This is a genomic window from Vibrio sp. 10N.222.52.B7 (assembly GCF_041474275.1).
Taxonomy (GTDB): domain Bacteria; phylum Pseudomonadota; class Gammaproteobacteria; order Enterobacterales; family Vibrionaceae; genus Vibrio; species Vibrio crassostreae_C.
In genome coordinates, this window is the sequence record NZ_JBFRTU010000001.1 from 45,014 (window position 1) to 69,621 (window position 24,608).

Genomic DNA, 24,608 nt, shown 5'->3' on the forward strand with positions numbered 1-24,608 from the left:
AACGCTATCGGGTTGGTTCATTTCAGCTTCTGCGGTTGCTGGCCTTACGATTGCACGTGAAACCTTCAACTACATGCTGCCGGGTGGCGGTGTACGTGGTTTGGCAATGAGCCGTACTGCGGGTCGTTGGGGCGAACGTGTTGTGAGCCACAATGCGACATTCAAACTACTGACTGATCTGCGTATCTTCTTCTTCAAGAAGCTGGCTCCGCTGATCCCAGGTCGTATTTCAAACCTTCGTGACGCTGACCTACTTAACCGCTTGGTTGCTGATGTCGACGCTATGGACCACGTTTACTTGCGCTTAGTCAGCCCTGTAACGGTTGGTGTGTTTGGTATCTTCTTCCTGACTCTGTTCTTGATGTGGTTCGATAGTTCGCTTGGTTTAATCTTGGGTTCTATCCTTCTGATCATGCTGTTGGTTTGGCCTGTCTTGTTCTACAAGTTGGGTAAACGTAACGGTGGTGAACTAACACAGAACAAAGCAGACCTTCGTGTTACTACGCTAGATTGGATTGAAGGCTACAGCGAACTGACTCTGTTCGGTGCAGAAGAGCGTTACCGTAATGCGATTCTAGAGACACAACACAAGCTGATGGCGAATCAGTTTGTGAACGCTAACCTAACCGGTATGGCGTCAGCTGCGCTAATGCTGTTCAACGGTTTAACGTTGGTTCTTATGCTTTGGCTTGCGGCTGACGGTGTAGGTGGTAATGCACCAGACCCGTTCATCGCGCTAATGGCATTCGCAACCATGGCAAGCTTCGAGCTATTAATGCCAATTGCAGGTGCGTTCCAGCATTTAGGTCAAACTCTGTCTTCAGCACGTCGCTTGAACGAAGTTATTTTGTCGGAGCCTGAAGTTCAGTTCACTGAAGAGAAGCTAGACATCAACAAGCCGCTTGATATTACGTTCTCAAACGTGACGTTCAACTACCCTGATTCTGAGCGCAGTGTTCTGAACGCTGTTGACCTAACGATCCCTGCCACGCACAAGGTTGCGATTGTTGGTCAAACGGGTTCTGGTAAATCGACTCTGATTCAGCTTCTGACTCGCTACTGGGATCCTAAAAAGGGCTACATATCAATCGCGGGTATTGAACTGACGCAGTGGAACGAATCGCAGCTTCGTGAATCAATCAGTGTAGTAAGCCAACGTGTCGACATTCTAAATGGTACTTTGCGTGACAACTTGTTGATTGCAAGACCAGAAGCGACCGATGATCACTTAGCAAATATCCTAAGAGATGTTGGCCTAGAAAAGCTGCTTGAGAATAATGCACTTGATAGCTGGTTAGGTGACGGTGGTCGTCAACTGTCTGGGGGTGAGAAGCGCCGTATTGGTATCGCACGCGCGATTCTTCATGATGCCCCTATCCTGCTTCTTGATGAGCCAACAGAAGGCTTAGATAAGCAAACAGAACACAGCATCATGGCACTGTTCGAGAAGCACTTTGAAGGCAAGACGGTTATCTTCATTACGCACCGTTTGATTGGTTTAGAATCGATGGATTCTATCGTTCTGATTGAACAAGGCGAGATTGTTGAAAACGGCTCTCATGAGAAACTGTTAAACGAAGCAGGACGTTATTTCCAACTTCGTCAGGCAATCTAGCTTCCCCTTAAGCTATAAAGAAAACTATTCAAGGCCCGAGTTTATGCTCGGGCTTTTTGTTGTCTGCGATTCTAGTCTCGAGCAACCATTCCCCCCCTAAACGGTTGTTCATGCGCTGATTAGTTTTGCCCTTTCCTACAAAAACTTACCATTTACAAAGCAACGAGTTGCACACAATTCAAGTCGTAGCACATTACTATGATCATCTTTCTAGGATAATACGTATCAATCAACCTCATGGAATAACCTCCCCCTAAAATAATGGAGAACAGTGTATGTCTTTACGATTAATCGCAACAACGATAGCGCTTGTAGGTGCTAGCTTTACCGCTCAAGCGAGCTCGGAATGTGAAGTATCGATTGATGCTAGTGATCAAATGAAATTTTCAACTGACACATTAAGCGTTCCAGCGAGCTGTAAAGAAGTGAAGCTGACGCTAAACCATACTGGTTCTATGCCAGCCCAATCAATGGGTCACAACGTCGTTATAACAGACACTGCGTCGCTACAAGCAGTAGGCATCGATGGTATGTCGGCAGGTATCGACAATAACTACTTAAAACCTGACGACAGCCGCGTTTACGCCTTCACTCGTGTTATCGGTGGTGGCGAGTCAACCTCAATCACTTTCAGCACAGAGAAAATGACAGCCGGTGGCGACTACTCTTTCCTATGTTCATTCCCGGGCCACTGGGCAATCATGAAGGGCAAGTTTGAGTTTAAATAACTCGTTAGTCTAGATTGTACAGATACATCAAAGCCCCAACCTAGGTCGGGGCTTTGTTATATTGGCTTCGATTACAGCTTGAAGCGGCTGATTTCGCTTTCTAGCTCGTGAGACAGTTCAGACAGCTGAGCAGCTTGTTCTGCAGCTTGGTGCGCTTCGTCTGCTAGCTCGTTAGATACGTCACGGATTCCTTCAGTGTTACGAGTAATCTCAGACGTTACTGACGCTTGCTCTTCTGCAGCAGAAGCAATCTGTGTTGCCATGTCGCTGATGCGTTCAACAGCAGCATGGATTTGCGTTAGGCTTGCAGCCGCTGAGTTCGCGTCATCAACACTGGTTTCAGCAAGAGTACGGCTATCGTTCATGATGTTAACCGCTTTGCCTGTTGTACCTTGCAGCAACTCAATCGTTTGTTGAATTTCTTGCGTTGAACCGTGTGTACGTTGGCTCAGAACTCGAACTTCATCCGCTACTACTGCGAAACCACGACCTTGCTCACCGGCACGTGCTGCTTCAATAGCGGCGTTAAGTGCAAGTAGGTTCGTTTGTTCTGCAATACCTTGAATGTTAGACAAGATAGCGTTGATGCTGTTGCCGTGCTCTTCAAGCTCGAGAATCACGTTAGTTGCGATTTGAACTTCTTGAGCAAGGTTTTGGATAGAGCTTTGAGTCTGTGTTACTTGACCAGTACCGTGCTCACACGCGCCAACCGCTTCAGATGAGTTCTGTGCAGTGTGGTCTGCGTTACCTGCGATCTCTTGTGTTGCTGCAGCCATTTCGTTAACGGCTGTTGCTACCATGTTGATCTCGTCTTGTTGCATTTGGATACGAGCACTACGTTCTTCAGCTTGAGAAGCCGTTTGACGTGCTTGGTTGCCTAGCGCAGCAGATACTTCGCTTAGCTTGATCACCATGGTGTGCATGTTACCCACAAAGCGGTTGAAGTTTGCTGCAAGCTGACCAATTTCGTCGTCGCTCTTAGGCTCAAGGCGTTGAGTAAGATCGCCCTCACCTGAAGCAATTTCTTCAAGTGCTGCTGAAACGCGGTTTAGGTCGCGGAATAGGAAGCTTACTAACCAAGACACGAGTACGATTACGATGAGCGTAATAACGACAGCAGTGATGATCAGCTGAGTAAGTAGCGTTGAGTGGTTCGCTTCTTCTGTTGCTTTGTCCATCTGAACCGCGAAGATCCAGTTAGTGTTAGGCACCTTCGTGAAGTAAAGCAGCTTGTCTGCGCCGCGCTCTTTGATGATCTCGATGCTACCCGTACGCACTGCGTTTTCGATGATAGGCATAGAGATATCGTTTGAAAGCTGGCTTACCGGCTTCAAGCTTAGTGCTGAATCTGGGTGTGCTAGGAATGTGCCGTCAGAGGCATCAATTAGCATTGCGTAAGCGTTGTCACCAACATCAAGGCTGATTACATCGTTAACCAACTGGTCGATCAGTACGTCTGCACCAACAACACCAACAAGTTGGCCATTGTGGCGAACAGGTTCTGCGATCGTTACTAGAAGTGCTTTGGTGATTGCATCTTGGTAAGCCGTAGTAATGATTTGCTTACCTGCAGCGTTTGCTTCTTGGTACCAAGGACGTTGACGAGGATCGTAATCTGCACGATTACGTTCAGGATGTGAACGGTACATTCCACCTTCTGGAGTACCTAAAAAGATATCGTCAAAGCCACCCGCTACACGAGCTTGTCTAAGGAAAGGAACAACATCATCCTCTCGTGAAAAGTCATTAAATGCTGATGCGATATCAGTACGGATATCAATCCAGTTTTTAATACCTTCAGATGCTGCTTCAGATACGCTTTCAGCTCGTAGGTATACGCCATTACGAGTCTGTTCAAATAATTGGTTTGCTGACAACCAAGTCAACGCTGTAGCCATAACGACAACAGCAGATAGGCTAGCGCCTATCAACTTCTGCTTTAGTGTTAGTTTCATGTCAAAGTTTCACGAGTGGTGGGAAATCTCGCGCATACTACCCAATATCAGTATTAAATTCGAGCAATTTTATAATTTAATATCGGAATATAATTTTAAGCAAACCATAAGCTTACCTAATGTCAATTCCTTGGCTTGTCGCCAAATTTAAGGCGGTGTTGTCTCTACGGTTATTAACATTTTTATCGCACTTCACATGTTAAAAAGAGACAAGAAAACACGGTAAAGAAGAAACAAAAAAGGCAGAAGAGTTTCCTCTTCTGCCTTCATATTATTTACCACTCTACTGCGTATAAATTGCAGTAGATTTCAGCTTACAAAGCCTAGCGTTTTTCTGTACGCATACCCATTAGCAAGCTCACACACATCAGTAATAGAATGATGGTGAATGGCAATGCTGTAGAGATTGCACCCGCTTGTAGAGCTTGTACTGCTTCAGTACCACCAACCCACAATAGAGCCACAGCAATCGCACCTTCTAGGAACGCCCAGAACACACGTTGAGGCACAGGCGTATCAACTTTACCACCCGCGGTGATGCTGTCGATTACTAGAGAGCCTGAGTCAGACGATGTAATGAAGAAGACTAGAACCAATACAACCGCAATGATTGAAAGCAGAGTCCCGAACGGCAGTGCATCAAACATTTGGAACATTGCTAGTGATACATCTGTTAGGCCGTCTTGACCAAGAATACCAACGTTATTCACGATTTGGTCAATCGCCATGCCACCGAATACTGACATCCAAATGATAGTCACTGTAGTCGGTACAATCAGTACTGCTGTGATGAACTCACGAACGGTACGACCTTTAGAAACACGTGCGATAAACATACCTACGAATGGAGACCATGAGATCCACCAAGCCCAGTAGAATACAGTCCAACCGTGCATCCACGTTTCATCTTCACGACCGTGAGGGTTACTCAACGGAATGATGTTTTCAATGTATGCCATCAATGTCGTTGGGATAGAACCTAAAGTCACCGCGTAGCCGATTAGAGCCACTAAGATAAGCAGTAGGAAAGCCACCAACATGTTGATGTTACTGATAACTTTAACGCCACCATCAATACCACGAAGTACTGATACTACCGCCAATAAAGTCACCGCTGTAATCACAATAACTTGCAGACCTAAGCCCGCTTCAATGCCGAATACATGCTGAATACCACTTGCCGCTTGTTGTGCACCAAGACCTAACGATGTCGCCAGACCAAATAGCGTTGCAAGTACAGCAAGAATATCAACAATGTGACCTGCCCAGCCCCAAGCTCTATCACCTAAAATTGGGTAAAAGATAGAACGGATAGAAAGAGGCAATCCCTTGTTGTAAGAGAAAAACGCAAGTGACAGTGCTACTACGCCATAAATCGCCCAAGGGTGTAGACCCCAGTGATACATGGTTGCGCCCAATGCCAGTTTTGCAGCTTCTGGTGTGTTTGGTTCAACACCTAACGGAGTTTCAAACCAACCCGTGAAGTAAGCCGCTGGCTCTGCCACACTCCAGAACATCAAGCCGATACCCATACCTGCGGCAAACAGCATCGATAGCCAAGAGAAGAATGAGTAATCTGCCGTCGCATCAACACCACCAAGGCGGATTTTGCCGTACGGAGAAACAATCAAACCTAAGCAGAAAATTACGAAAATATTACCCGACCAGATGAAAAGCCAATCAAACGAATTGATAATCTGGCCTTTAACGCCATCTAGCGCAGCCTTTGCTGAAGCGGTATCTGTAATAAGAACACCGATCAGGAACAAAGCGATAAGTCCCGCACTAATACCAAATACTGGGTTATGAACATCAAAACCCCATTTTTGGACGTTATCTTGACCGACAGTGTAATCCGTACTGTCGATACTGTATTTATCTATACCTTTAGTCATTATCCCTCTCTACGGAATTCTATTAGGGTCTATTGACCTCGTATTCCTTACTTACCTGCGACTTAATTACAAACTCGAACCTACGATCCAAGTAGTACAAGCTGTTGTCACAATAATTCAAATACTTGGATGTCTGAAGTTTAGCAGGTTAACTTGTTGTTTTCAGTAAACTAGAATCGGTTCGATGGAATTTCAAACAATATTCACGTAATTACTCAAGTTTATGACGAAAAAAAGGTCGACCCTGTCGACCTTTTTATCAAAAATACTTTTAACTCAAAGCATTTTGGTGCTTAACCAATTGATTTTCAGTTCGTAAACCTAGCAATAAGCTTAGGCACATAAGCAATAATATGAAGGCAAATGGTAGCGCCATCGATACCGTTCCAGCTTGCAGTGCTTGAATAGATTCCGTACCACCAACCCATAGTAGAACCGCTGCAATCGCGCCGCCCATCAACGCCCAAAATACACGTTGTGGAACCGGTGCATCCACTTTACCGCCAGAGGTAATGCTATCGATAACCAATGAGCCTGAATCAGAAGAGGTGATAAAGAACACCATAATCAAACCAATCGATACCACTGAAAGCACAGAGCTCATTGGCAGAGCATCGTAAGTATGGAAAAGAGAAAGTGTAATATCTTGCAGACCATTCACACCAATCTCGCCCACCTTGTTCGCCACTTGATCAATCGCGATGCCACCGAAAATAGCCATCCAGATGATGATTACTGTCGTTGGGATGAACAATACAGCAACGATGAATTCACGAATCGTTCGACCTTTAGAGATACGAGCGATGAACATGCCTACGAATGGTGACCAAGACATCCACCATGCCCAGTAGAATACCGTCCAACCTTGCATCCACGTTTCGTCATCACGACCGTGAGGATTGCTTAAGGGAATGAAGTTTTCAATGTAGCCCATTAGCGCGGTTGGGATTGCTTTAATACCCGCCATGCCACCAGCGATGGTAACGAAGATAAGTAAGCCCAAAGCAACCAGCATGTTCACATTACTCAGAAGCTTTACACCACCGTTGATGCCACGAACCACGGACATTGTCGCTAAGAAAGTAACCACAGCGATAACAATCAGCTGCATGCCAATACCGCCATCGGTACCAAATACATGGTTAATACCACTGGTCGCTTGTTGAGCACCTAAGCCCAATGAAGTTGCAAGGCCAAATAGCGTTGCAAGCACAGCGACGATATCAACAATATGACCAAACCAACCCCAAGTTCTATCACCCAAGATAGGGTAGAAAATAGAGCGGATTGATAGAGGTAAACCTTTATTGAAGGTGAAGAAGGCAAGCGCTAGAGCAACAACCGCGTAAATCGCCCAACCGTGCAGACCCCAGTTGTAGATGGTTGCACCAAGAGCCAACTTCGCCGCTTCAGGAGAGTAAGCTTCAACACCTAGTGGTGTTTCATACCAGCCAGTGAAGTAAGCTACTGGCTCAGCAACACCCCAGAACATTAAGCCAATACCCATTCCTGCGGCGAATAACATCGACATCCAAGATAGGTTTGAGTGCTCTGCTTTGGCATCATTGCCACCAATACGTATCTTGCCATACGGGGAGACAATGAGGGCAAAACAGAAAATTACGAAGATGTTTGCTGCCCACATGAAGAAACCATCGAAGTTACCAATGACTTTCCATTTGATTCCATCAAGCGCCGCTTTTGCGGTTTCAGGGTCTGCGACTAGAAGTGCCAACAGGAAGATAATGATCGCCCCTGCACTGATTCCAAATACTGGGTTGTGAACATCAAAACCCCATTTCTGAACGTTATCTTGTCCTACTGTATAATCGGTATTTTCAATACTATACCTATCTTTTACAGGCTCCATGCTTCCTCTCTAATTTGCAGCGCACAGTTTGCAACATTGCATTCGGCGCTTAAATTTCGAAAAGAAGAATATCAACCTGTCGCAAAAATACTAAAAAAACCTCCATAAAGGAGGCGTAAATTACACATTTAACGTTATTTAGCGTAAGATCAGTCCACAAGCCCGGAGCTGACCGCATATTTAGCAAGCTCTGCCGTAGAGTGAATATCGAGCTTATGCTTAATATTTTGCCTATGGGTTTCTACCGTTCGATAGCTGATATTCAGCGCCTTTGCGACCTCTTTACTGCTCTCCCCTTTTGCGACTAATTTCAGCACAGCCTCTTCACGTCTGCTCAATGGATTCTTGACAGATGGCGTGGGAGTAATCGGCTGAGTAAACAAATTCTGCGTGACTTTTTCACAGAAATAGGTCGATCCTTGATTGACCGTTTTGATTGCCTGTACCATTTTTTCAGCCGAAATCTCTTTCAACATGTAACCGACAGCACCCGACTGCATCACCTTCATGATGTATTCACGGTTGTTATGCATGGTCAGCATCAGGACCTTGGCTTCTGGGTCTTCTTCTTTAATCAGATGGGTGGCATCAATGCCATTCATGATAGGCATGCTGATATCCATCAACACCACATCAGGGCGCAGAGACTTAACGACCTCTACCGCTTCTAGTCCATTGCTGGCCGTACCTATCACGCTAATATCTGGCTCGAGTTCCAATCTCGCCATAAAGCCATCCAGTACCACTTGGTGATCATCAGCAATCACAACTCGAATAACTTCACTCATTCATTAATCCCTCTAGTGTCAGTAACACTGTAATTTCCGTTCCGAGGCCAATCTCACTCATCAATTCAAAGTCACCACCGATGAACTCCACTCGCTCTCTCATGTTACGCAGCCCGATCCCTCGTTTTTCCATCGCTTTATAGGTGTTGAAACCGACACCGTTATCTTGAATCAGTAGTTGCAACACATTACCAATTTGCTGAGCGATAACCGTTACTTTGGTCGCTTGTGCATGTTTTTCTATATTATTCAGCGACTCTTGCACGACTCGATATAGGGTCGTCGCCGCCTCTGATTTTAACTTACCAGGTTGAGTAGCAAACATGGTCTCGACTTCTATGCCCGAGTGCGCCTGAAAATCTAACAGTAATGAAGACAATGCCGCTTCTAAGCCTATGTCATCCAATGAACTTGGACGAAGTTGATGCGAGATGTGCCTCACTTCTTCGATCGCTCGCATCAGTGAATGCTGCGACTTATTCAAATGTGCTTTAAGGTCTTCATTTTGTAGCTTATTACCGAGCAGTTCCAAATGGCAACGACTCGACACTAATAATTGGTTAATACCATCATGCAACTCACGCGCTAGATGCTTCTTCTCGTCTTCTTGGAACATCACCGTCTTATGCGCCAGCTCCTTTAAGTTGTTATCAGCAATCCGATGTTCATGCATGTTAATAGCCAAGGTCAGCACGATGATGACCGCGACCGTTACGCTCAAAATCACCACAATCGAAAAGAACGTGGTTTCAATATTCTTATTTATCGCAGCCTGCATCGAAGCCACTTCTTGGTGTACGTCTTCAATATACAAGCCGGTGCCAATCATCCAGTCCCAACGCTCTAACCAAGCGGCGTAGCTCAGCTTAGACACCACCTCACCCGTCGACGGTTTTTGCCACAAATACTGGTGAAACCCGCCTCCGGTTTGCGCTTCTCTTAACAGAGCCTCTATCAGAAAATCGCCATCTTCATCTTGCAGTTGGAGTAGGTTTTGGCCTATCAATTCTGGCTGAATTGGATGAACCAAGTTGGTCCCGAGGCGATCGTATGCGAAGAAGTACCCATCAGAGCCATATCTAAGTTTAGACAATATGGTTCGAACTTTTTTTTTGGCTTGGGCTTCTTGGATATTTGGATCGTTATAGACGTGTTCTATGGCGTCGAACGCGAGATCAACCGTGTCTTTGAGGGCGTTTTCACGCGACTTGATTAGGCTGTCTCTAAAGATCTCGACTTCTTTAGCGCCTAACGTCTTAGTCTGGTGCAGCGAGATCCAACTAATACTCGCCGTTACCAGCAGCAACGGGAGCAACGTCAGCAAAATCAGCTTGGCTTTTAGAGGCATTCCTTTCCCTCACAAAAAACGGCTTACTGAACATCAATAAGCCGTTTTACTTTAGCAATTTATAGATAGCCGTCGAAACATATCATTCACATTCTTGGCTTCACTCACATTCCATAGAAAGATGGGAAAGCGAGAAGTGATCCAAGTACGAGGATTTGAATCAGAATGAACGGCATCACACCTCGGTAGATGTCCTTAGTCGTCACGCCTTTCGGTGCTACGCCTTTTAAATAGAACAAACTAAAACCAAATGGCGGCGTTAAGAAGGAAGTTTGTAGGTTCATCGCAATAAGGATAGCGAACCATGTCATGTTGATGCCCATCAGTTCAGCAACTGGCGCAATGATCGGCACGATGATGAAACAGATCTCTACGAAGTCGATGAAGAAACCCAGAATCAGAATCACCAGCATGGTAATGATCAGGAAGCCCCATTTTTCACCTGGCAGTTGTAGCATCCACTCTTCAACCAGATAGTCGCCACCAGTGTAGGTAAACGCCATTGAGAATGCCGTTGCACCCAACAAGATAGCAAATACCATCGCCGTTACTTTCACCGTCTCTTTCGACGCCTCGTACACCATCAACCAACTAAATTGACCGTAAAGCAGTGCAAGTATCATCGCACCCGCGCCACCTAATGCGGCTGACTCTGTTGGCGTAGCAACACCTGCGAAGATAGAGCCCAGTACAACAATGATTAACGCTAGAGGCGGAAGAATCGCTTTCAGTGCATTAAACACTTCCTGCTTACGGCTGATGGAGTCATCACGTTCAATAGGTTGAGCCGCTTCAGGGTGTAGCTTTGCGTATATCAAGATATAAACGATGTACGCGCCGACCAGCATCACGCCTGGCCAAATCGCCGCTTGGAACAAGTCGCCTACAGGAACACCTAGAACATCACCCAATAGAATCAATACGATGGAGGGTGGAATGATCTGCCCTAGCGTACCAGACGCACAAATAGTGCCGCAGGCTAAGCCTTTGTCGTAATTGTACTTGAGCATTACAGGTAGGGAGATAAGTCCCATAGCAACAACAGAAGCACCAACCACGCCAGTAGAAGCCGCAAGTAGTGAACCTACTAATACGGTTGAAATCGCGATACCACCACGAACGCCGCCAAACAGTCGCCCCATAGACTCAAGCAACTGCTCAGCAAGCTTGGTCTTTTGTAGAACGAGCCCCATAAAAACAAACAATGGAACGGCCATCAGAACCGTGTTTTCCATAATGGATTGAATTCGATATGGCATGAAGGCAAACATTTCAATGCCCTCAGCCCAAACACCAAAGATTAACGCGATACCACCAAAGGTAAACGCCACTGGGAAGCCAAGTAAAAGCGCAAACAAGGCTACGAAAAACATTACTATTCCAATCATGTTCAGCCTCTACTTGTTTTTTGTATGAATATTGTTTGCATGGATAAGATGCGGATTAAAAATCTTATTCAGTGAATGCAGGATCAAACCTACGCCACTGAGTGCCATCAAAAAGAATGACAGCGGGATCATAGCTTTGATGATCCAGCGATACGGCAGGCCACCGGGATCGCCTGAGGTTTCACCCAGTTCATAACTCTCTTTGGCAACATCGATACCAAACCAAGCCACCAGCAGGCAAAACGGAAGTAGAAAGATAAGCGTGCCAAGCAGGTCAATAATCGCTTGTGCTTTAAAGCTCAGTTGCTCGTAGAACACATCCACTCGCACATGACCACCAGCCTTGATGGCATAAGGAACACCTAATAGGAAAACGGCTGAGAAGAGGTGCCACTCCATCTCTTGGAAGGCGATAGAGACATCGTTGAAGGCATATCTCATGACAACGTCATACACGACGTTGGCGATAAGTAAAATAAACAACATACTGGAAAGCCATCCCAGTGCGTCACCGATACGATTAAACAGGCGTTCAATATAAATTAGACTTCGCATTCCCGACTCCATGGAATTTGAAAAGACATCGCGCAGCTGAGGTAACGAGCTGTAGGACGTAGAAAAGGTTCTTGAGCGTAATACAGGATTTATCCTGCTTAGTTATTATGTTTTAAATGAACCCTCGGCTTATTCACTCTTAAATACTCAATAAGAAAAGCTTCGGGTTCATTTAGATTCAGTTCAACAACTGTCGATTATTTCGCTTGGCTATTTAGATAAGCTCTATGTGAAATATCCGTCCATGAACGTACTTGCTCTAGGTAGCTTGCTTGTGAAGCTTGAATCTCTTTTGCTAGCTCATCTTTCTCAGCATGTGCAGCCAGTAGGCGATCGTTCGCTTCTTTCAGAGCAGACATAACCTCTGGTGGGAAATCTTTCACTTGTACATCTGGGTATTCTGTCTTCATTGAAACCCAGTTCTTACCACTTTCGTGCGTTGCTTGTGTGTACATGTCGTAAGCCGCAGTACGCATTGCAACACGTAAGATTTCTTGTAGGTCTTCAGGCAGCTTGTTCCATGTACGCTTGTTCACTAGGAATTGAAGCTCTGAACCCGGCTCGTGCCAACCTGTGTAGTAGTAAGGCGCGATTTTGTGGAAGCCCATTCGTAAATCCAGCGATGGACCTACCCACTCTAGTGCATCAATCGTGCGACGCTCTAGAGACGTGTAAAGTTCACCTGGGGCAATGTTCGTCGGTTTAGCACCTAGCTCAGCAAGAATCTCGCCTGCAAAGCCCGGGATTCGCATTTTCAGACCTTGTAGATCTTCAACGCTGTTGATCTCTTTTTGAAACCACCCCCCCATCTGGATATCCGTGTTACCACCAGGGAAAGACATCAAGTTATGTGGAGAGTAAACCTGCTCCATTAACTCCATACCACCACCGTGATAGAACCACGCGTATTGTTCTGCGGGCGTCATACCGAAAGGCATAGAAGTGAAGTAAAGAGTGTTTGGAACTTTACCTTTCCAGTAGTAAGAGCCTGAGTGACCCATGTCGTATTGACCAGACTTAACCATGTCAAAAACGCCAAGAGGTGCTTTGTGTTTGTTTGCTGAATCGATTCTGATTTGCAGTCGACCATTCGACATCTTCTCAGCCATCGCCGCCATGTTTTTGGTTGCATCACCGAAAACTGGGAAGTTTGGTCCCCAAGTTTCCGCAAGTTTTAAACGGTAAACCTTATCAGCGGCTGTAGCACCAGTAGCGACCAAAGCTAAACAAGCCGCAGCAGTTACTGCAACGTTTTTAAAAACTCGTGTGAGGGAGTTAGAAATGAGACTCATGTTCACGTCCTTTGTTGGGTTAACACTCTTTCTATGAGCATTTTTTATGATTCAACATAAGAGTGCACCGTGATGAGGCAACAAGATATCAGGGAGAGCACGCACGCATGGCGTTAACAAAGTTACGTATTAGACCAAAGGATTAAGTAGAACTACGTAGGAGATGATTGAATAGTGTCGATTTCAAAGGAGTTTGGATATTCACCAAGGCAATGCGTATTGATAAATACCTAAGTATTAATAATTAAATACTCTTAACAATTGATTGCCATTTCGTGATGAAGCTCTATTCATTGCTGTATTTTAGGGAAAAAAATCAAGGCTTTGCTCTCTTGATCTACCTAGCTAACGCCCTAATTTAGTGCTTGCTGATTCGAAGCTCTGACACGAGACAACACTAATCAGTTAAGCCGTATATCGAATTGGAATTGAGATTATAGAGCCTAGGTTTAGGCTTGGATTTGGGCTCGGACTTGGCATAATGTGCCAGATACAAAAAAGCCTCGAAAATCGAGGCTTAAAAACTTAACGAAGCGAATGTAATCCCACAGGATTAGATAGCTTTGTAGATAACCTTGTTACCTGCTAGCTGCTCTTTCGCTACTAGGTTTTCTTCAAGAAGTTTTTTCAATGCGCCTGTTGCCCATGAAGCTGCTTTCGCGTCTTCTTGACCAGCTTCTAGGCCGATACCTTTAGGGTTAATGCCTTCAGCATTGCTAACAACGATGTCTAGAACTTGTTGTTGCTTAGGAGTCAGTGCTACTGCAACTTCTTTAGTTGCTGCTACTGCTTTCTCTACCGCTGGTTTTGCTGCTACAGTTTTTTCTGCTACAACTTTCTCTGCGACAGGCTTCGCTTTTTTCGGCGTTGCCACTGCTTTAACTACAGCCGCTTTAGTGCGTTTCTGCAGTTTAGCCTGCACCTTACGCTTATGAGCAAGTCTCATTGAATATTTCTCCAGTTCACTGCTCTTTTCGCAGTGGTGAAAATTTGAAGCGCGATTTATACCAAAAAACAGGAGCTATTTGTAGAGTGAAGCGTCGAAAGTCGACGAAAAATACCGATATTGTCTACTAGCGTCTATTATTTAAACATCGACTTATCAATTCAGGGTCATATACACTGGTTATCCATCCAGACAAAAATATGAAAACTTGGTGTTACCTATGGACACTCGTCACCTTAGTAATTTCTCTTTGCCTTCATTCACTCGCTCGTACCGTATCCTCGCCATTATTTTAGGCTTCATTTGCTTGATCGTTTCGCTCTACAGTGACAATCCAAAGTTACTGATCGTGGGTGCTTTTTGCAGTATTGCGCTTCTGGGAACTGGCTACTATTTGATGCTGCGCAGCCGAGTGATGTTCACACTTACCCCGACTCATTTTCAGCAGCACTTTTACAAAGGGGGTTGGGTTTTAAAATGGAGTAACATCCAAAAAATTGGTCTTTGCACTTATGAACAAGATGGTTGGCATCAACCTCTGCCCTGGGTCGGAATTAAAGTAAAAGATTACTCGCCCTACCTCGATTCGATTTGCCCTAAAATAACTTGTGAATTATTGCTCAGCCAACGAGCACTTTTGTACTTAGGAGCCAAACAAGCAGGCAAAGAGTCCAACTTTGAGGATATGGTTCTCGACTCATCGCATTACCATGCGCGTTGTACTGAAAGTGGCTGTGTCGAACTAAGCCAATACAAAGAGTCGCAGAATACCGACAACGTAAATTTCAACGATAACCAATCACAGGACAACCTTGATTCACCGAATGAGACAAACAGTCCAAACGCGGTGATTAAAAACTATTCTGGATTGCAGGCGATGCTTGCCAACAGAATGAAATATCAAAGGGGCTTCCACGGTTATGACATTTTCATATCAACCCATGATTTGAATATGAGTGGAGAAGAGTTTGTGGGGCTGGCTCGACGCTACTTGGCTGCCGCTGAACGTCTTTCTGATTAAGGTTTACCAGTAAGTTCACACACAATAAAAAAGCTTAGCTTTCAGGACAAAAGCTAAGCTTCATTTTCAATCAATCGACACAAATAATCGGTTGGAAAATCAAAGATTTAATTAGTACAGAGGCATTTCATCTGCGACGAACGGGTTTGATGCACGCTCGCGACCGAATGTCGATTCAGGACCATGGCCCGGAACGAATGTTACGTCACTGCCTAGTGGCCAAAGCTTAGTCTTGATTGAAGCGATAAGCGTATTGAAGTCACCTTGTGGGAAGTCAGTACGGCCAATTGCGCCGTTAAACAACACATCACCCACAAACGCTAAACGAGCTTGCTCACTGAACAGTACAACGTGACCTGGCGTGTGGCCCGGCGTGTGAATCACATCAATCACTTGATTACCAAAAGTGACTTTGTCGCCCTCTTCTAACCAAGTGTTTGGTTCAAAAGCTTTACACAGTGGGAAACCAAACATCTGACTTTGATTCTCTAGACCTTGTAGCCAGAAGTTGTCTGCCTTATGCGGGCCCACAATTTCAACCTTCAAGATCTCAGCAAGTGGTACCGTACCGCCAACATGATCTAAGTGACCGTGCGTCAGTACCAAGTTCACAACCTTAACACCGAGTTCTTCAATGATAGCCGCGAGTTGTTGAACATCACCGCCCGGATCGACAACGATGCCTTCCATGGTTTCATCACACCACACAATCGAGCAGTTCTGAGAAAAAGAGGTAACAGGTACAACTTGATACTTAAGAGACATATACAAACCTTAAAGAGCGAATCTGGTGAACAACTCGAATATCGCTATGTTATTGGCAACAAACCCAACAATAACAAACTAAACAGCAACAAACTGAGCAGCAATAAACCGAATTATTAGAACAAACTGAAATTTGGGCAAACTATGACATTGGATGTCTACTTTGACAAGTCCCTACCGTTTCGCTCGCAATCTAAGCCTAGCGCTACCAGCTGCGAACTGGGCCAGTATCGATATGGATAAAGTTGCTACGTGCATAATAACCGACACCACCCGCATTCAGGCTTTTAGCTACGTCTCTTAATTCTTTTAGGTTGACGCCATCAATACGGAAATCAATCGCTTTACCCAACATGTGGTAGCTCTTCTTAGCTACGCCACTCGACTTAGAGCGCAATGCTTCATTGGTCGCAGGAGAACGGTAACCAGAGATAATTTGAACTTCTTTTTGAATACCTAAGACATTTTGAATCTGAGTGATCTGATCAAACAGGTTCTTATCCATTGGGTGAATTTCATTACGGCGGAAATCGCGACATAATTTGCTGAGGCGTGCCATCTCGTCACCAACATAGTTAGTGCCATCGAAATAACAGGTCTCTAATCGTTCACCAGTGTGAAGATTGTTCATGCTAATCGTTCTTGGTTGATCAGGGTATGAAGCAAAAGCGATAGAAGGAGTAATTGAGGCGACAACAGCGGTACCACCAGCGTAAGTCAGAAACTGACGGCGTGAAAATAAACTTTGAGACATACAGCAAAAAAACCAATTAGATCGAACGAAAAAATGCACGATACATAATGGAATTTGCTGCGTCAACGTACAAAAACCGTGCAAAACGTTAGTATTTGTAACCTTTGCACGGTTAGTTATTGATACTCATTATAATTTTATCAATAGAAGCTTGGTTGTCATTTTTCAGTCAAGATCACCTTTCTTGACCATATTTCAATCAACCGCCCTCTTTATCATATTGGTAGATATCACCGCGGTATTGTATGCCTCCTTCTTCAAACAACACGGTTTGATAAATGATATGCACTGGAATTCGCTTCTTGAGACGAACCTTAGTATTGGGCGCAAGTTCATCATCCTGATTCGGCACTTTCTTTACCTTAGTCGCAAATAACAACTCCGCGAGTTCCTCGGCATGCTCAACACGAATACAACCAGAGCTATAGGCGCGGAAGTCATCGTTAAACAAGCTTTTACTTGGGGTGTCATGGAGATAGATGGCTCGCTTGTTGGGCGTATTGAACTTATACAAACCCAATGCGTTACTAGAGCCTGCTTGCTGGCGCATTCGATAAGGAAAAGAGTTAAAGTTAATCGTTTGCCAATCTATCTCGGTAGTATCGACAGTTTCCATCGAACGCCAACCATCGATCACTTGAAAATTGTGTGTTTCAAGATAACTCTCGTCGGCTTTTACTTTAGGCAAGATGTCTTTGACCATGATTTTCCATGGCACATTCCAAGTCGGGTTTAGGATGACCGAATCGAGGTTTATCTCTAAAAGCGGTGTTTTTCGCGACTTTCTGCCCACCACGACTTTGGACTCAAAGACCTCTTCGCCATCTTCCCAATACTTCATATCAAAGCTAGGTACGTTAACGACGATGAGTGAGTCTCTGTCTCGTGGCCACAAACGCACGCGTTCCGCATTCAGAGCCAATGAAGTCAATCGATCATCAAAGCTCATGTTGATCCATTTGATCGTATCTGGCCCGACGATCCCATCGTCTGTAAGGCCGTGCATGCGCTGAAAAGATTTAATCGCCGTTTGCAGATCTCGATCGAACTCGGGAAAATCGACCGCGATCATCGAGGTATCAACACCAACCAAGGCAATGCGCTCAACAAGAACCGTTTTGTCTGAAAGCTCGTCACCCAAGCGCTTCAAACCTTTCTGTCTATATCGTTCAATATTGAGTTCAGAGGCGGTTTCTAACACCGAATAGGTTGCTTTGAATTGGTCAAAATCCCCAACAGGCGGCGCGTAAGACAACACCATCTCCAATAAGTAATCATTGGCAACGCTGCTTTTTAAGCTCATCAGAATATGCGGAGAAGGCGCAGGTAATTTGGAATGCAACTTGCCCGAGAAGTACCAATCTTTACCGGCAAGCGGCGCATTTTCAACGTAGCTCAGGTAGTAGATAAAAGTATCGGTAAGTAATATGTCCAACTCTTGCCATTGAGCATGGGATTGATAGTGACGGATTTGCTTGAGTTGTCGCTCGAAGAGTGGTGCCATTTGCGCTTGTTCAAGAAGCGACAATTGGAACTCAAACGCTTTAACCAGCTCAGGAGAATCCCAAAGGATAGGCAGAGAAGTGTCTTGATAGATACTCTGTGTGAGCTCTGGATAAATCAGCATAAAAGAGAGCTCCGAATCAGCCGGAATAAATCGGCTCTCGTCAGAACTCGTATAGCTCCATGCGTGCACAGAAACTAGAACTAATAATCCACAGAAGTATTTTGCGAACATGCTTAACTCCATCACCAACCATCTCATAAGTATGGCAAAGAAATCGGAGTAAGCATGTTATTTTTAAGAGGCTTTATAAATCAGATTGAACTCCAATGGTTATCCCACTGGACCGATGATTGTTGAGTTGATTTCTCATAAGGCTTGCTCTGGCTTACCACACTTCCCGCCCCAGAGCTTAATCGAAACTCACCATCAAGCAGCACAGCGCCAGAAGCATCAGATAATGCAGAGAGTTCTACTAACTCTTTGGTTTCTTTAGACCAAATACCGTAGCAGTTGCCTCTTGGCGAAGTCGCAATAATCCAATCATCTGACGCCGCAATACTGGCGATATAGTGATTGAACCTTGCCCATTGCTCAGGCTCTGCGTTCAGTGATTCAAACTTTCCGCCTTTAGTATGCATCGCCAATAGCGAAGGATACTCATCTGGTTCACCACGATATTGCTGGCCACAAAGCACGGATTCAGCACCATCATGGGCTAAGTGTCGAATGCTCAGCTTCTTATCCAACAATTCAACCTGATCAAGTAACACACCTTCAGGAGAAACATAACTCAAGCTCGGCTGCATCGAATCGAGGTTTTTCGGTGTTCTACCATCAGTATGAACGCCACCAACGCCGATCGCGAGATTACCATCCGGCATGATGATCACTTCATGAGGCCCAATACCAAAACCGCTGAACTCTTCGACCTTACGATAGCCTTGCGCGACATCGTAAACGCCAATCACGCCTTGGCTGGTGTCCGTTTTCCCTTCGGTGGCATACAGTAACTTGCCATCTAATGAGTAAACCCCATGACCATAGAAGTGGCGGTTGTTACCTTTGACGACCATTTTGATCTGCTGACCGTTTTTATAGTCAAACACCATAAAATAGTCACCAGGACGACGAGCAAAAACCACCGCATGCGATGAGGTTGGGCAAATCGCGGCGCCATGGCCACGATTGGGGATGGGAAGTTGGCTCAGTGGCATGCCAAATTCGTCAGCCACAACTGCAGAATATTGACCACGACCATTAAGCGCACAGCCAATCAGTTGGGGATCGTTCGACGCACTCACCCCATCCTTTCGAGTCGCACACCCAAACGGAAGCAATGGAACAGCTGCACAACCCAGTGCAGCCTTGAGTAACGATCTTCTCGTATTATCAGTCACCATCGGTAGCATTAAATCCTATTACCACGCCAAGCTCTATCGCTACTTCTTCATGAATCAGGTACTTCAAACGTTCTAGTTTGTTGTATTGAGTCAGCACCTCTCGGTAGCCCTCTTTGCTCTGCAATAACTCAAACAAGCTTGAGTCTGTAGGCCAAGTATCTAGCGTCAATGTGAACTGGTCAGCAACGCGATCAGCTAGGTCGTTTAAGCCCTTCTCTCTCAACAAGCCGTCTAGGCCATTGCCACCGGCAAGGTACAAATTCTGAAGTGCTGCTACATTGGCTTTTAGTTGAGTCATCGAGGTTTGTGCACGCCATGATTCTGAGAAGTAAGGACGCGGATGACCAATTTTCGCCATCGGGCGACTCAGCTTTTTCATGCTGTAATCAAGTTGGTTGGTCAACAAAGCGATGTACTCCGATTCCCAACGCATCTCGTCCAGTGCTAACCACGGGTTAACCTGCCAAGCTTCAGCAATAGAGGCCGATTTCATCGCCAGGTTTTGTGCGATAGCTTGTGAAGATAGACAACCTGAAGCTTTGTCTTGAAGCAATGGAGATTGCTCGTCGTACAGAGACCACTCCAAGGCGCCAAGCCCTTGAACAGTCACACTCTGCTGTGCGATTTCATCTTGTGACCAAGCTTTATCTTGCTGAGTCAGTTGACGCATTTTTAGACCTGTGGTGTTCTTTTTGTCTGGCCAAAACTGAACATTCCAGCTCTGTTCCAATGCCGCTGTTGGGCCTCTTTCTTGTCCTTGCAGTGCCATCCAGCTGTTCATGGTGAGCTGCCACTGATTTTCCAACGCATCCAGCTCAATATTGTTGGTTTCACAGTAACCCTGCATCAAGACTTCCAGCTCACCGGCTTGCTTAGCGAATAGCACGGCTGAATCAAACTCTTGTTGATACACGCTACGGCTGATATGAGCAGTCGTGTCTGCTTGATAAGAGACACCGTTAACCTCAGATGAAGCCGTTTGCTCACCCGATGACTGGCAGCCTGCCATGATTAATACCGACAAGGGCATTAACAAAAATTTATGTGCCATGCTGTTACCTTACTTCCTAGTTTTTCTTTTAATTATATGAGTTCAATAAATATGAAACGACCGCTGGCCTCGTATTCCTACAAGTTCAGCGGTGCTAAGTGGTTTGATAGCGGCTTTCTTAAGTCACTAGCCGTTAACTAAACTGAATTCAACTCAGCCTATAACGAGTTTAAGAACGCCAATAGCGCTTCACGCTCGCTGCTACTAAGAGCTAAAACGTTTTGTTTCGCCATTTCTGCTTCACCACCATGCCAAAGCACAGCTTCCATAACATTTCTCGCACGACCATCATGAAGTAAGAAGGTGTGACCATTCACTTCTTTGGTATAGCCTAATCCCCATAAAGGTGTTGTACGCCATTCTTGGCCATTGGCAAGATACTCAGGACGGTGATCTGCTAAACCTTCACCCATGTCGTGTAGCAACATGTCGGTATATGGGCTAATAAACTGATTAGACAATGCAGGCAAGCCTTCACGCTCAGCCGTGCGGAATTCAGCTTGGTGACAACTTTGACAACCAGCGTCTTTAAACAGCTTTTTACCTTGTACGACAGCTGGGCTATCGACATTACGACGAATAGGTACTGCGAGATGCTGCGAATAGAACTCAACAAAATCTAAGATATTGTCACTGACTTCTGGCTCGCCACCATTTGGAAAATCATCACAGGTTGATTGCGCTGATGTGCAGTTTTCATTCGGAAATAAGCGGCTTGTCAGGCCTAAGTCACCGTTAAATGCCGCCGCGTTTTGCTGCATTAAGTTTGGCTGCCCGGCTTTCCAACCAAAACGACCTAGCGCCATTTCATTGGTTTGAACATCAAGAACATAGTTAGCTTTACCCGACACACCTTGCTTGTCAGCAAATTGCTGCTCTGCAAATCCTATAATCGTTTCTTGTGGGATACTTTCAAGCAGACCAAGACCAATCATTGGCGGCGCCACTCGAGCTGAAAACTCGGTCTTAGGATGCATCTCGCCGAAAGCAAGTTCAGTAATATTTAAAGTGGGTTTACGCAGAGTAACGACGGTGCCGTCTTTGAATTCAACAGGAACATCCGTGTAGCTAATGTTCACTTTGCCCTCTGGTTTTACACCTTGAAGCGCAAAATCTTGTAGCTGACCGCCGTACGTCGGCTCTGGAATTCCACCATCTCGAATGAAGGCTTGTCGCTGCTCAGGCGTTTCAGCCGGAATGCTTAAACGAACCAACATGGATACTGCGTTCTCATCTCCTTCTTCTGGCGCGTGACCACGACCATCTTTGATGTGGCAGTTTTGACAGCCGTTAGTATTAAATAGTGGTCCTAACCCATCACGAGCATCGGTTGATGACGGTGCAGGAACCCAAGGGTTTCTAAAGAAGCTATTACCTACGCTGAAATCCAAGCGCTTACTCATTGGTAGATTGGCTGCGGGAAGGGAAAAAGCGTTCGCTCCTTCTTTCTTCACGGTCGTTTTGCCGCCAGAGTAGGTTTCATGAGCGTGTAATGGAGATACGAAAAACAGTGCAGTTAAGAGTGAGGCTGATAGATACGACTTCATACAGTGCCTTGCTGAATTTTTGATTTTAGTTTTTATAAGGAAGTGGCTTTTTTCTTAGCAAACAATTAAGGGCTCAATCAGAGCCCTTACATTGGTGTTTGACTCAGGTTCTTAGAACTCGTGATCAGCCGTGTCTGGGTTTAGGCTATCAATACCAATCACACCAGCAGCACGCTCAATTGCAGCTGTTTGAGATACTAGAGCAACAATTGTTTTATTTACTAGTGCGTTACCTGCAGCGTTGTCAGCAGCAATTAGCTGGTCAAAGTGCTGGTTGTTTTTCTCAGCAGACGTTACCAGTTGGCCTACTTGTGCACGTGCTAGGTCAAACTGCTTTTGAATCTCTTTCGCAGCTTGCTCATCTTTTTGCTCTACTAGGTCAAACAGGCTAGGACCTGAAAGCAGAGTACCGTCTTCACGCTTGTATAGACCCGTATAAACGTTGTAGATACCTTGCTCGTTGTAGTAGTGAGAGTTGTGCGTGTTATCAGAGAAACAGTCGTGCTCATCTTCAGTAGAGTTAGCTTCTAAAGCCACCTTCATACGCTCACCAGCAAGCTCACCAAGAGACAGTGAACCCATGCCGAATAACATTTTACGTAGGCCGTTTTCGCTAGATTCAGAAAGCAGTTCTTGACGGTAGTTACCTTTCTCGCCTTCAGCCCACTGCTTTTCCATCCACTCTAGGTCTTGGATAAGTAGCTCAGCAGATGCTTTTAGGTATGCGCCACGACGGTCACAGTTGCCGTTAGTACACTCAGCGCCAACAACGAAATCAGTGTAAGCACGCTCACCTGCACCGCTGTTTGTACCGTTTAAATCTTGGCCCCAAAGTAGGAATTCAATTGCGTGGTAGCCAGACGCTACGTTCGCTTCAGAACCACCGATCTCGTTCAAGTCTGCGATTAGCTCAGGGGTGATGTTGGTTGCATCAACGGTAGTCTGACCAATTTGGAAAGTCTTGTTAGCCACGATGTTTGCGCTAGCGCCTTCGTTACCAAGTTCATATTGGTAATCAGTCGAAACATAATCAATCAGGCCTTCATCAAGTGGCCATGCGTTCAGTTGGCCTTCCCAATCATCAACAACAGCGTTGCCGAAGCGGAAAACTTCTGACTGTTGGTATGGTACGCGAGACTCAAGCCAAGCTTGTTTTACTTGTTCGAAGTTGCCAGCAGTAGGAGAAGCTAAGAAGGTATCAATAGAAGAGTTCAACGCTTTTGCTGTAATTACTGAATCTGCAAACACTGCATGCGCAATATCTGCGTAATGTTCTACAACTTGATCTTGAGTTACTGCTGCGAAAGAAGAAGCAGAGGCAAAAATGAGTGACGAAGTTACGGCTTTTGTCACTAAAGATTTAATGGTCATGAAGCATCCTTGTTGAGCTTTAAATTATTATTCGTAGTAATAGTGCAAACCATTATCATTTGCACTACGGATTGAAATAATACAAACTTACAATTTTATTGCAAGATAAATACAAAAAAACCTCACATATGTGAGGTCTTTAAACATTTTTATGTTAAGCGTAACAAAGAGGCTAATCAGATATCCAGATTATGCTTACCGTGTGAGACTTTTGCCTTCAGGTAGCTTTCATTACCCGATTTGATATGAGCAGAGGTATTCACCACTTCTTCAATCTCAATACCAAAAGATTTTAGCTCATTGATCTTCTTAGGGTTGTTGGTGACTAAGCGGATTTTTGTAGTACCTAAGGCGCGTAGCATTTCAGCAGCTTCAGTAAAATCGCGTAGGTCATCGCCAAAACCTAGGTGGTTGTTGGCTTCATAGGTGTTCATGCCTTCGCTTTGCAGACGGTACGCATCGATTTTGTTGTACAAGCCAATACCACGACCTTCTTGGCGAAGATAAAGGATCACCCCACCCGTCTCACCCATAATTCTAATGGTTTCGTCTAACTGCTCGCCACAGTCACAGCGAGAAGAATGGAAAACATCACCAGTCAGGCACTCAGAGTGCATACGAACAAGAGGTATGTCTTGTGTCTTGTCTGCTGATTTAAATATCACAGCAACATGCTCTTTATCTGTTTTCAATCCATGAAAAGACAGAAGTTCAGCATCTATACTGCTTGTTACCCCTACTTTGAAATCTATTCTGGCACGCACTTCCGCCATAGCTATACTCACTTGAAAATTCGATGTATTTAACGACGC

General features: G+C 45.2%; 20 protein-coding genes. 3 read left to right on the forward strand and 17 right to left on the reverse strand.

Features of this window, described 5'->3' with window-relative positions:
• On the forward strand, positions 1 to 1,615 hold a 1,615-nt coding region (gene cydC, locus AB4512_RS00185), incomplete at its 5' end, for a heme ABC transporter ATP-binding protein/permease CydC (RefSeq protein ID WP_372174098.1).
• Between the two features lie 275 nt (positions 1,616 to 1,890).
• Positions 1,891 to 2,343 (forward strand): azurin, encoded by a 453-nt coding sequence (gene azu, locus AB4512_RS00190; RefSeq protein ID WP_372174100.1) that lies wholly within the window; start codon positions 1,891 to 1,893, stop codon positions 2,341 to 2,343.
• A gap of 71 nt (positions 2,344 to 2,414) precedes the next feature.
• Here azu and AB4512_RS00195 read toward each other — a convergent pair whose 3' ends face one another.
• The 9 genes from AB4512_RS00195 to AB4512_RS00235 all read right to left on the reverse strand — a co-directional run bounded on the left by AB4512_RS00195 (position 2,415) and on the right by AB4512_RS00235 (position 14,380).
• The gene (locus AB4512_RS00195; RefSeq protein ID WP_017070254.1) at positions 2,415 to 4,298 is read right to left on the reverse strand and encodes a methyl-accepting chemotaxis protein; all 1,884 of its coding nucleotides are present in this window, start codon (positions 4,296 to 4,298) and stop codon (positions 2,415 to 2,417) included.
• A gap of 323 nt (positions 4,299 to 4,621) precedes the next feature.
• The gene (locus tag AB4512_RS00200) at positions 4,622 to 6,193 is read right to left on the reverse strand and encodes a BCCT family transporter (RefSeq protein ID WP_017060963.1); all 1,572 of its coding nucleotides are present in this window, start codon (positions 6,191 to 6,193) and stop codon (positions 4,622 to 4,624) included.
• Positions 6,194 to 6,464: 271 nt separating this feature from the next.
• Positions 6,465 to 8,063, reverse strand: coding sequence for a BCCT family transporter (locus AB4512_RS00205; protein ID WP_017066829.1), 1,599 nt, complete (start codon positions 8,061 to 8,063; stop codon positions 6,465 to 6,467).
• A gap of 149 nt (positions 8,064 to 8,212) precedes the next feature.
• Positions 8,213 to 8,851, reverse strand: coding sequence for a response regulator transcription factor (locus tag AB4512_RS00210; RefSeq protein ID WP_017060961.1), 639 nt, complete (start codon positions 8,849 to 8,851; stop codon positions 8,213 to 8,215).
• The gene (locus AB4512_RS00215; protein ID WP_017063573.1) at positions 8,844 to 10,199 is read right to left on the reverse strand and encodes a cache domain-containing protein; all 1,356 of its coding nucleotides are present in this window, start codon (positions 10,197 to 10,199) and stop codon (positions 8,844 to 8,846) included. The genes AB4512_RS00210 and AB4512_RS00215 overlap by 8 nt, the downstream gene beginning before the upstream one ends.
• 104 nt (positions 10,200 to 10,303) lie before the next feature.
• Positions 10,304 to 11,587: a TRAP transporter large permease subunit gene (locus AB4512_RS00220; RefSeq protein WP_372174102.1), complete on the reverse strand. Its 1,284-nt coding sequence runs from the start codon at positions 11,585 to 11,587 to the stop codon at positions 10,304 to 10,306.
• Positions 11,588 to 11,596: 9 nt separating this feature from the next.
• The gene (locus tag AB4512_RS00225) at positions 11,597 to 12,142 is read right to left on the reverse strand and encodes a TRAP transporter small permease subunit (protein WP_017060958.1); all 546 of its coding nucleotides are present in this window, start codon (positions 12,140 to 12,142) and stop codon (positions 11,597 to 11,599) included.
• Between the two features lie 197 nt (positions 12,143 to 12,339).
• The gene (locus AB4512_RS00230) at positions 12,340 to 13,434 is read right to left on the reverse strand and encodes a TRAP transporter substrate-binding protein (protein ID WP_017060957.1); all 1,095 of its coding nucleotides are present in this window, start codon (positions 13,432 to 13,434) and stop codon (positions 12,340 to 12,342) included.
• Positions 13,435 to 13,987: 553 nt separating this feature from the next.
• Positions 13,988 to 14,380: a hypothetical protein gene (locus tag AB4512_RS00235; RefSeq protein ID WP_017060956.1), complete on the reverse strand. Its 393-nt coding sequence runs from the start codon at positions 14,378 to 14,380 to the stop codon at positions 13,988 to 13,990.
• A 220-nt stretch (positions 14,381 to 14,600) separates the two neighbouring features.
• On the opposite strand from AB4512_RS00235, the gene AB4512_RS00240 reads away from it, so the two are divergent.
• Positions 14,601 to 15,401: a DUF2982 domain-containing protein gene (locus AB4512_RS00240; protein ID WP_017060955.1), complete on the forward strand. Its 801-nt coding sequence runs from the start codon at positions 14,601 to 14,603 to the stop codon at positions 15,399 to 15,401.
• A gap of 111 nt (positions 15,402 to 15,512) precedes the next feature.
• Here AB4512_RS00240 and AB4512_RS00245 read toward each other — a convergent pair whose 3' ends face one another.
• From AB4512_RS00245 to ribA, 8 genes are all read right to left on the reverse strand, one after another.
• Positions 15,513 to 16,166, reverse strand: a complete 654-nt coding sequence (locus AB4512_RS00245; RefSeq protein ID WP_017060954.1) for an MBL fold metallo-hydrolase — start codon at positions 16,164 to 16,166, stop codon at positions 15,513 to 15,515.
• Between the two features lie 205 nt (positions 16,167 to 16,371).
• Positions 16,372 to 16,920 (reverse strand): YcbK family protein, encoded by a 549-nt coding sequence (locus AB4512_RS00250; RefSeq protein ID WP_004733385.1) that lies wholly within the window; start codon positions 16,918 to 16,920, stop codon positions 16,372 to 16,374.
• A gap of 199 nt (positions 16,921 to 17,119) precedes the next feature.
• The gene (locus tag AB4512_RS00255) at positions 17,120 to 18,658 is read right to left on the reverse strand and encodes a murein L,D-transpeptidase (RefSeq protein WP_372174103.1); all 1,539 of its coding nucleotides are present in this window, start codon (positions 18,656 to 18,658) and stop codon (positions 17,120 to 17,122) included.
• Between the two features lie 80 nt (positions 18,659 to 18,738).
• Positions 18,739 to 19,827, reverse strand: a complete 1,089-nt coding sequence (locus tag AB4512_RS00260; RefSeq protein ID WP_372174105.1) for a DUF1513 domain-containing protein — start codon at positions 19,825 to 19,827, stop codon at positions 18,739 to 18,741.
• Positions 19,817 to 20,878, reverse strand: a complete 1,062-nt coding sequence (locus AB4512_RS00265) for an imelysin family protein (RefSeq protein ID WP_372174107.1) — start codon at positions 20,876 to 20,878, stop codon at positions 19,817 to 19,819. The genes AB4512_RS00260 and AB4512_RS00265 overlap by 11 nt, the downstream gene beginning before the upstream one ends.
• Before the next feature lie 158 nt (positions 20,879 to 21,036).
• Complete coding sequence (locus AB4512_RS00270; RefSeq protein WP_372174108.1) at positions 21,037 to 22,425, reverse strand: di-heme oxidoredictase family protein; 1,389 nt, start codon at positions 22,423 to 22,425, stop codon at positions 21,037 to 21,039.
• 111 nt (positions 22,426 to 22,536) lie between these two features.
• A complete protein-coding gene (locus tag AB4512_RS00275; RefSeq protein WP_372174110.1) occupies positions 22,537 to 23,796 on the reverse strand; it encodes an imelysin family protein in 1,260 nt (419 codons plus the stop codon).
• A gap of 176 nt (positions 23,797 to 23,972) precedes the next feature.
• Positions 23,973 to 24,569, reverse strand: a complete 597-nt coding sequence (gene ribA, locus AB4512_RS00280) for a GTP cyclohydrolase II (protein WP_009848836.1) — start codon at positions 24,567 to 24,569, stop codon at positions 23,973 to 23,975.
• Positions 24,570 to 24,608: the final 39 nt, after the last annotated feature.

What these genes read in the sequence shown, in the direction of transcription:
- azu (WP_372174100.1), top strand. Translation starts at nt 1,891, where the DNA reads ATGTCTTTACGATTAATCGCAACAACGATAGCGCTTGTAGGTGCTAGC.
- AB4512_RS00195 (WP_017070254.1), bottom strand. Translation starts at nt 4,298, where the DNA reads ATGAAACTAACACTAAAGCAGAAGTTGATAGGCGCTAGCCTATCTGCT.
- AB4512_RS00200 (WP_017060963.1), bottom strand. Translation starts at nt 6,193, where the DNA reads ATGACTAAAGGTATAGATAAATACAGTATCGACAGTACGGATTACACT.
- AB4512_RS00205 (WP_017066829.1), bottom strand. Translation starts at nt 8,063, where the DNA reads ATGGAGCCTGTAAAAGATAGGTATAGTATTGAAAATACCGATTATACA.
- AB4512_RS00210 (WP_017060961.1), bottom strand. Translation starts at nt 8,851, where the DNA reads ATGAGTGAAGTTATTCGAGTTGTGATTGCTGATGATCACCAAGTGGTA.
- AB4512_RS00215 (WP_017063573.1), bottom strand. Translation starts at nt 10,199, where the DNA reads ATGCCTCTAAAAGCCAAGCTGATTTTGCTGACGTTGCTCCCGTTGCTG.
- AB4512_RS00220 (WP_372174102.1), bottom strand. Translation starts at nt 11,587, where the DNA reads ATGATTGGAATAGTAATGTTTTTCGTAGCCTTGTTTGCGCTTTTACTT.
- AB4512_RS00225 (WP_017060958.1), bottom strand. Translation starts at nt 12,142, where the DNA reads ATGCGAAGTCTAATTTATATTGAACGCCTGTTTAATCGTATCGGTGAC.
- AB4512_RS00230 (WP_017060957.1), bottom strand. Translation starts at nt 13,434, where the DNA reads ATGAGTCTCATTTCTAACTCCCTCACACGAGTTTTTAAAAACGTTGCA.
- AB4512_RS00235 (WP_017060956.1), bottom strand. Translation starts at nt 14,380, where the DNA reads ATGAGACTTGCTCATAAGCGTAAGGTGCAGGCTAAACTGCAGAAACGC.
- AB4512_RS00240 (WP_017060955.1), top strand. Translation starts at nt 14,601, where the DNA reads ATGGACACTCGTCACCTTAGTAATTTCTCTTTGCCTTCATTCACTCGC.
- AB4512_RS00245 (WP_017060954.1), bottom strand. Translation starts at nt 16,166, where the DNA reads ATGTCTCTTAAGTATCAAGTTGTACCTGTTACCTCTTTTTCTCAGAAC.
- AB4512_RS00250 (WP_004733385.1), bottom strand. Translation starts at nt 16,920, where the DNA reads ATGTCTCAAAGTTTATTTTCACGCCGTCAGTTTCTGACTTACGCTGGT.
- AB4512_RS00255 (WP_372174103.1), bottom strand. Translation starts at nt 18,658, where the DNA reads ATGTTCGCAAAATACTTCTGTGGATTATTAGTTCTAGTTTCTGTGCAC.
- AB4512_RS00260 (WP_372174105.1), bottom strand. Translation starts at nt 19,827, where the DNA reads ATGGTGACTGATAATACGAGAAGATCGTTACTCAAGGCTGCACTGGGT.
- AB4512_RS00265 (WP_372174107.1), bottom strand. Translation starts at nt 20,878, where the DNA reads ATGGCACATAAATTTTTGTTAATGCCCTTGTCGGTATTAATCATGGCA.
- AB4512_RS00270 (WP_372174108.1), bottom strand. Translation starts at nt 22,425, where the DNA reads ATGAAGTCGTATCTATCAGCCTCACTCTTAACTGCACTGTTTTTCGTA.
- AB4512_RS00275 (WP_372174110.1), bottom strand. Translation starts at nt 23,796, where the DNA reads ATGACCATTAAATCTTTAGTGACAAAAGCCGTAACTTCGTCACTCATT.
- ribA (WP_009848836.1), bottom strand. Translation starts at nt 24,569, where the DNA reads ATGGCGGAAGTGCGTGCCAGAATAGATTTCAAAGTAGGGGTAACAAGC.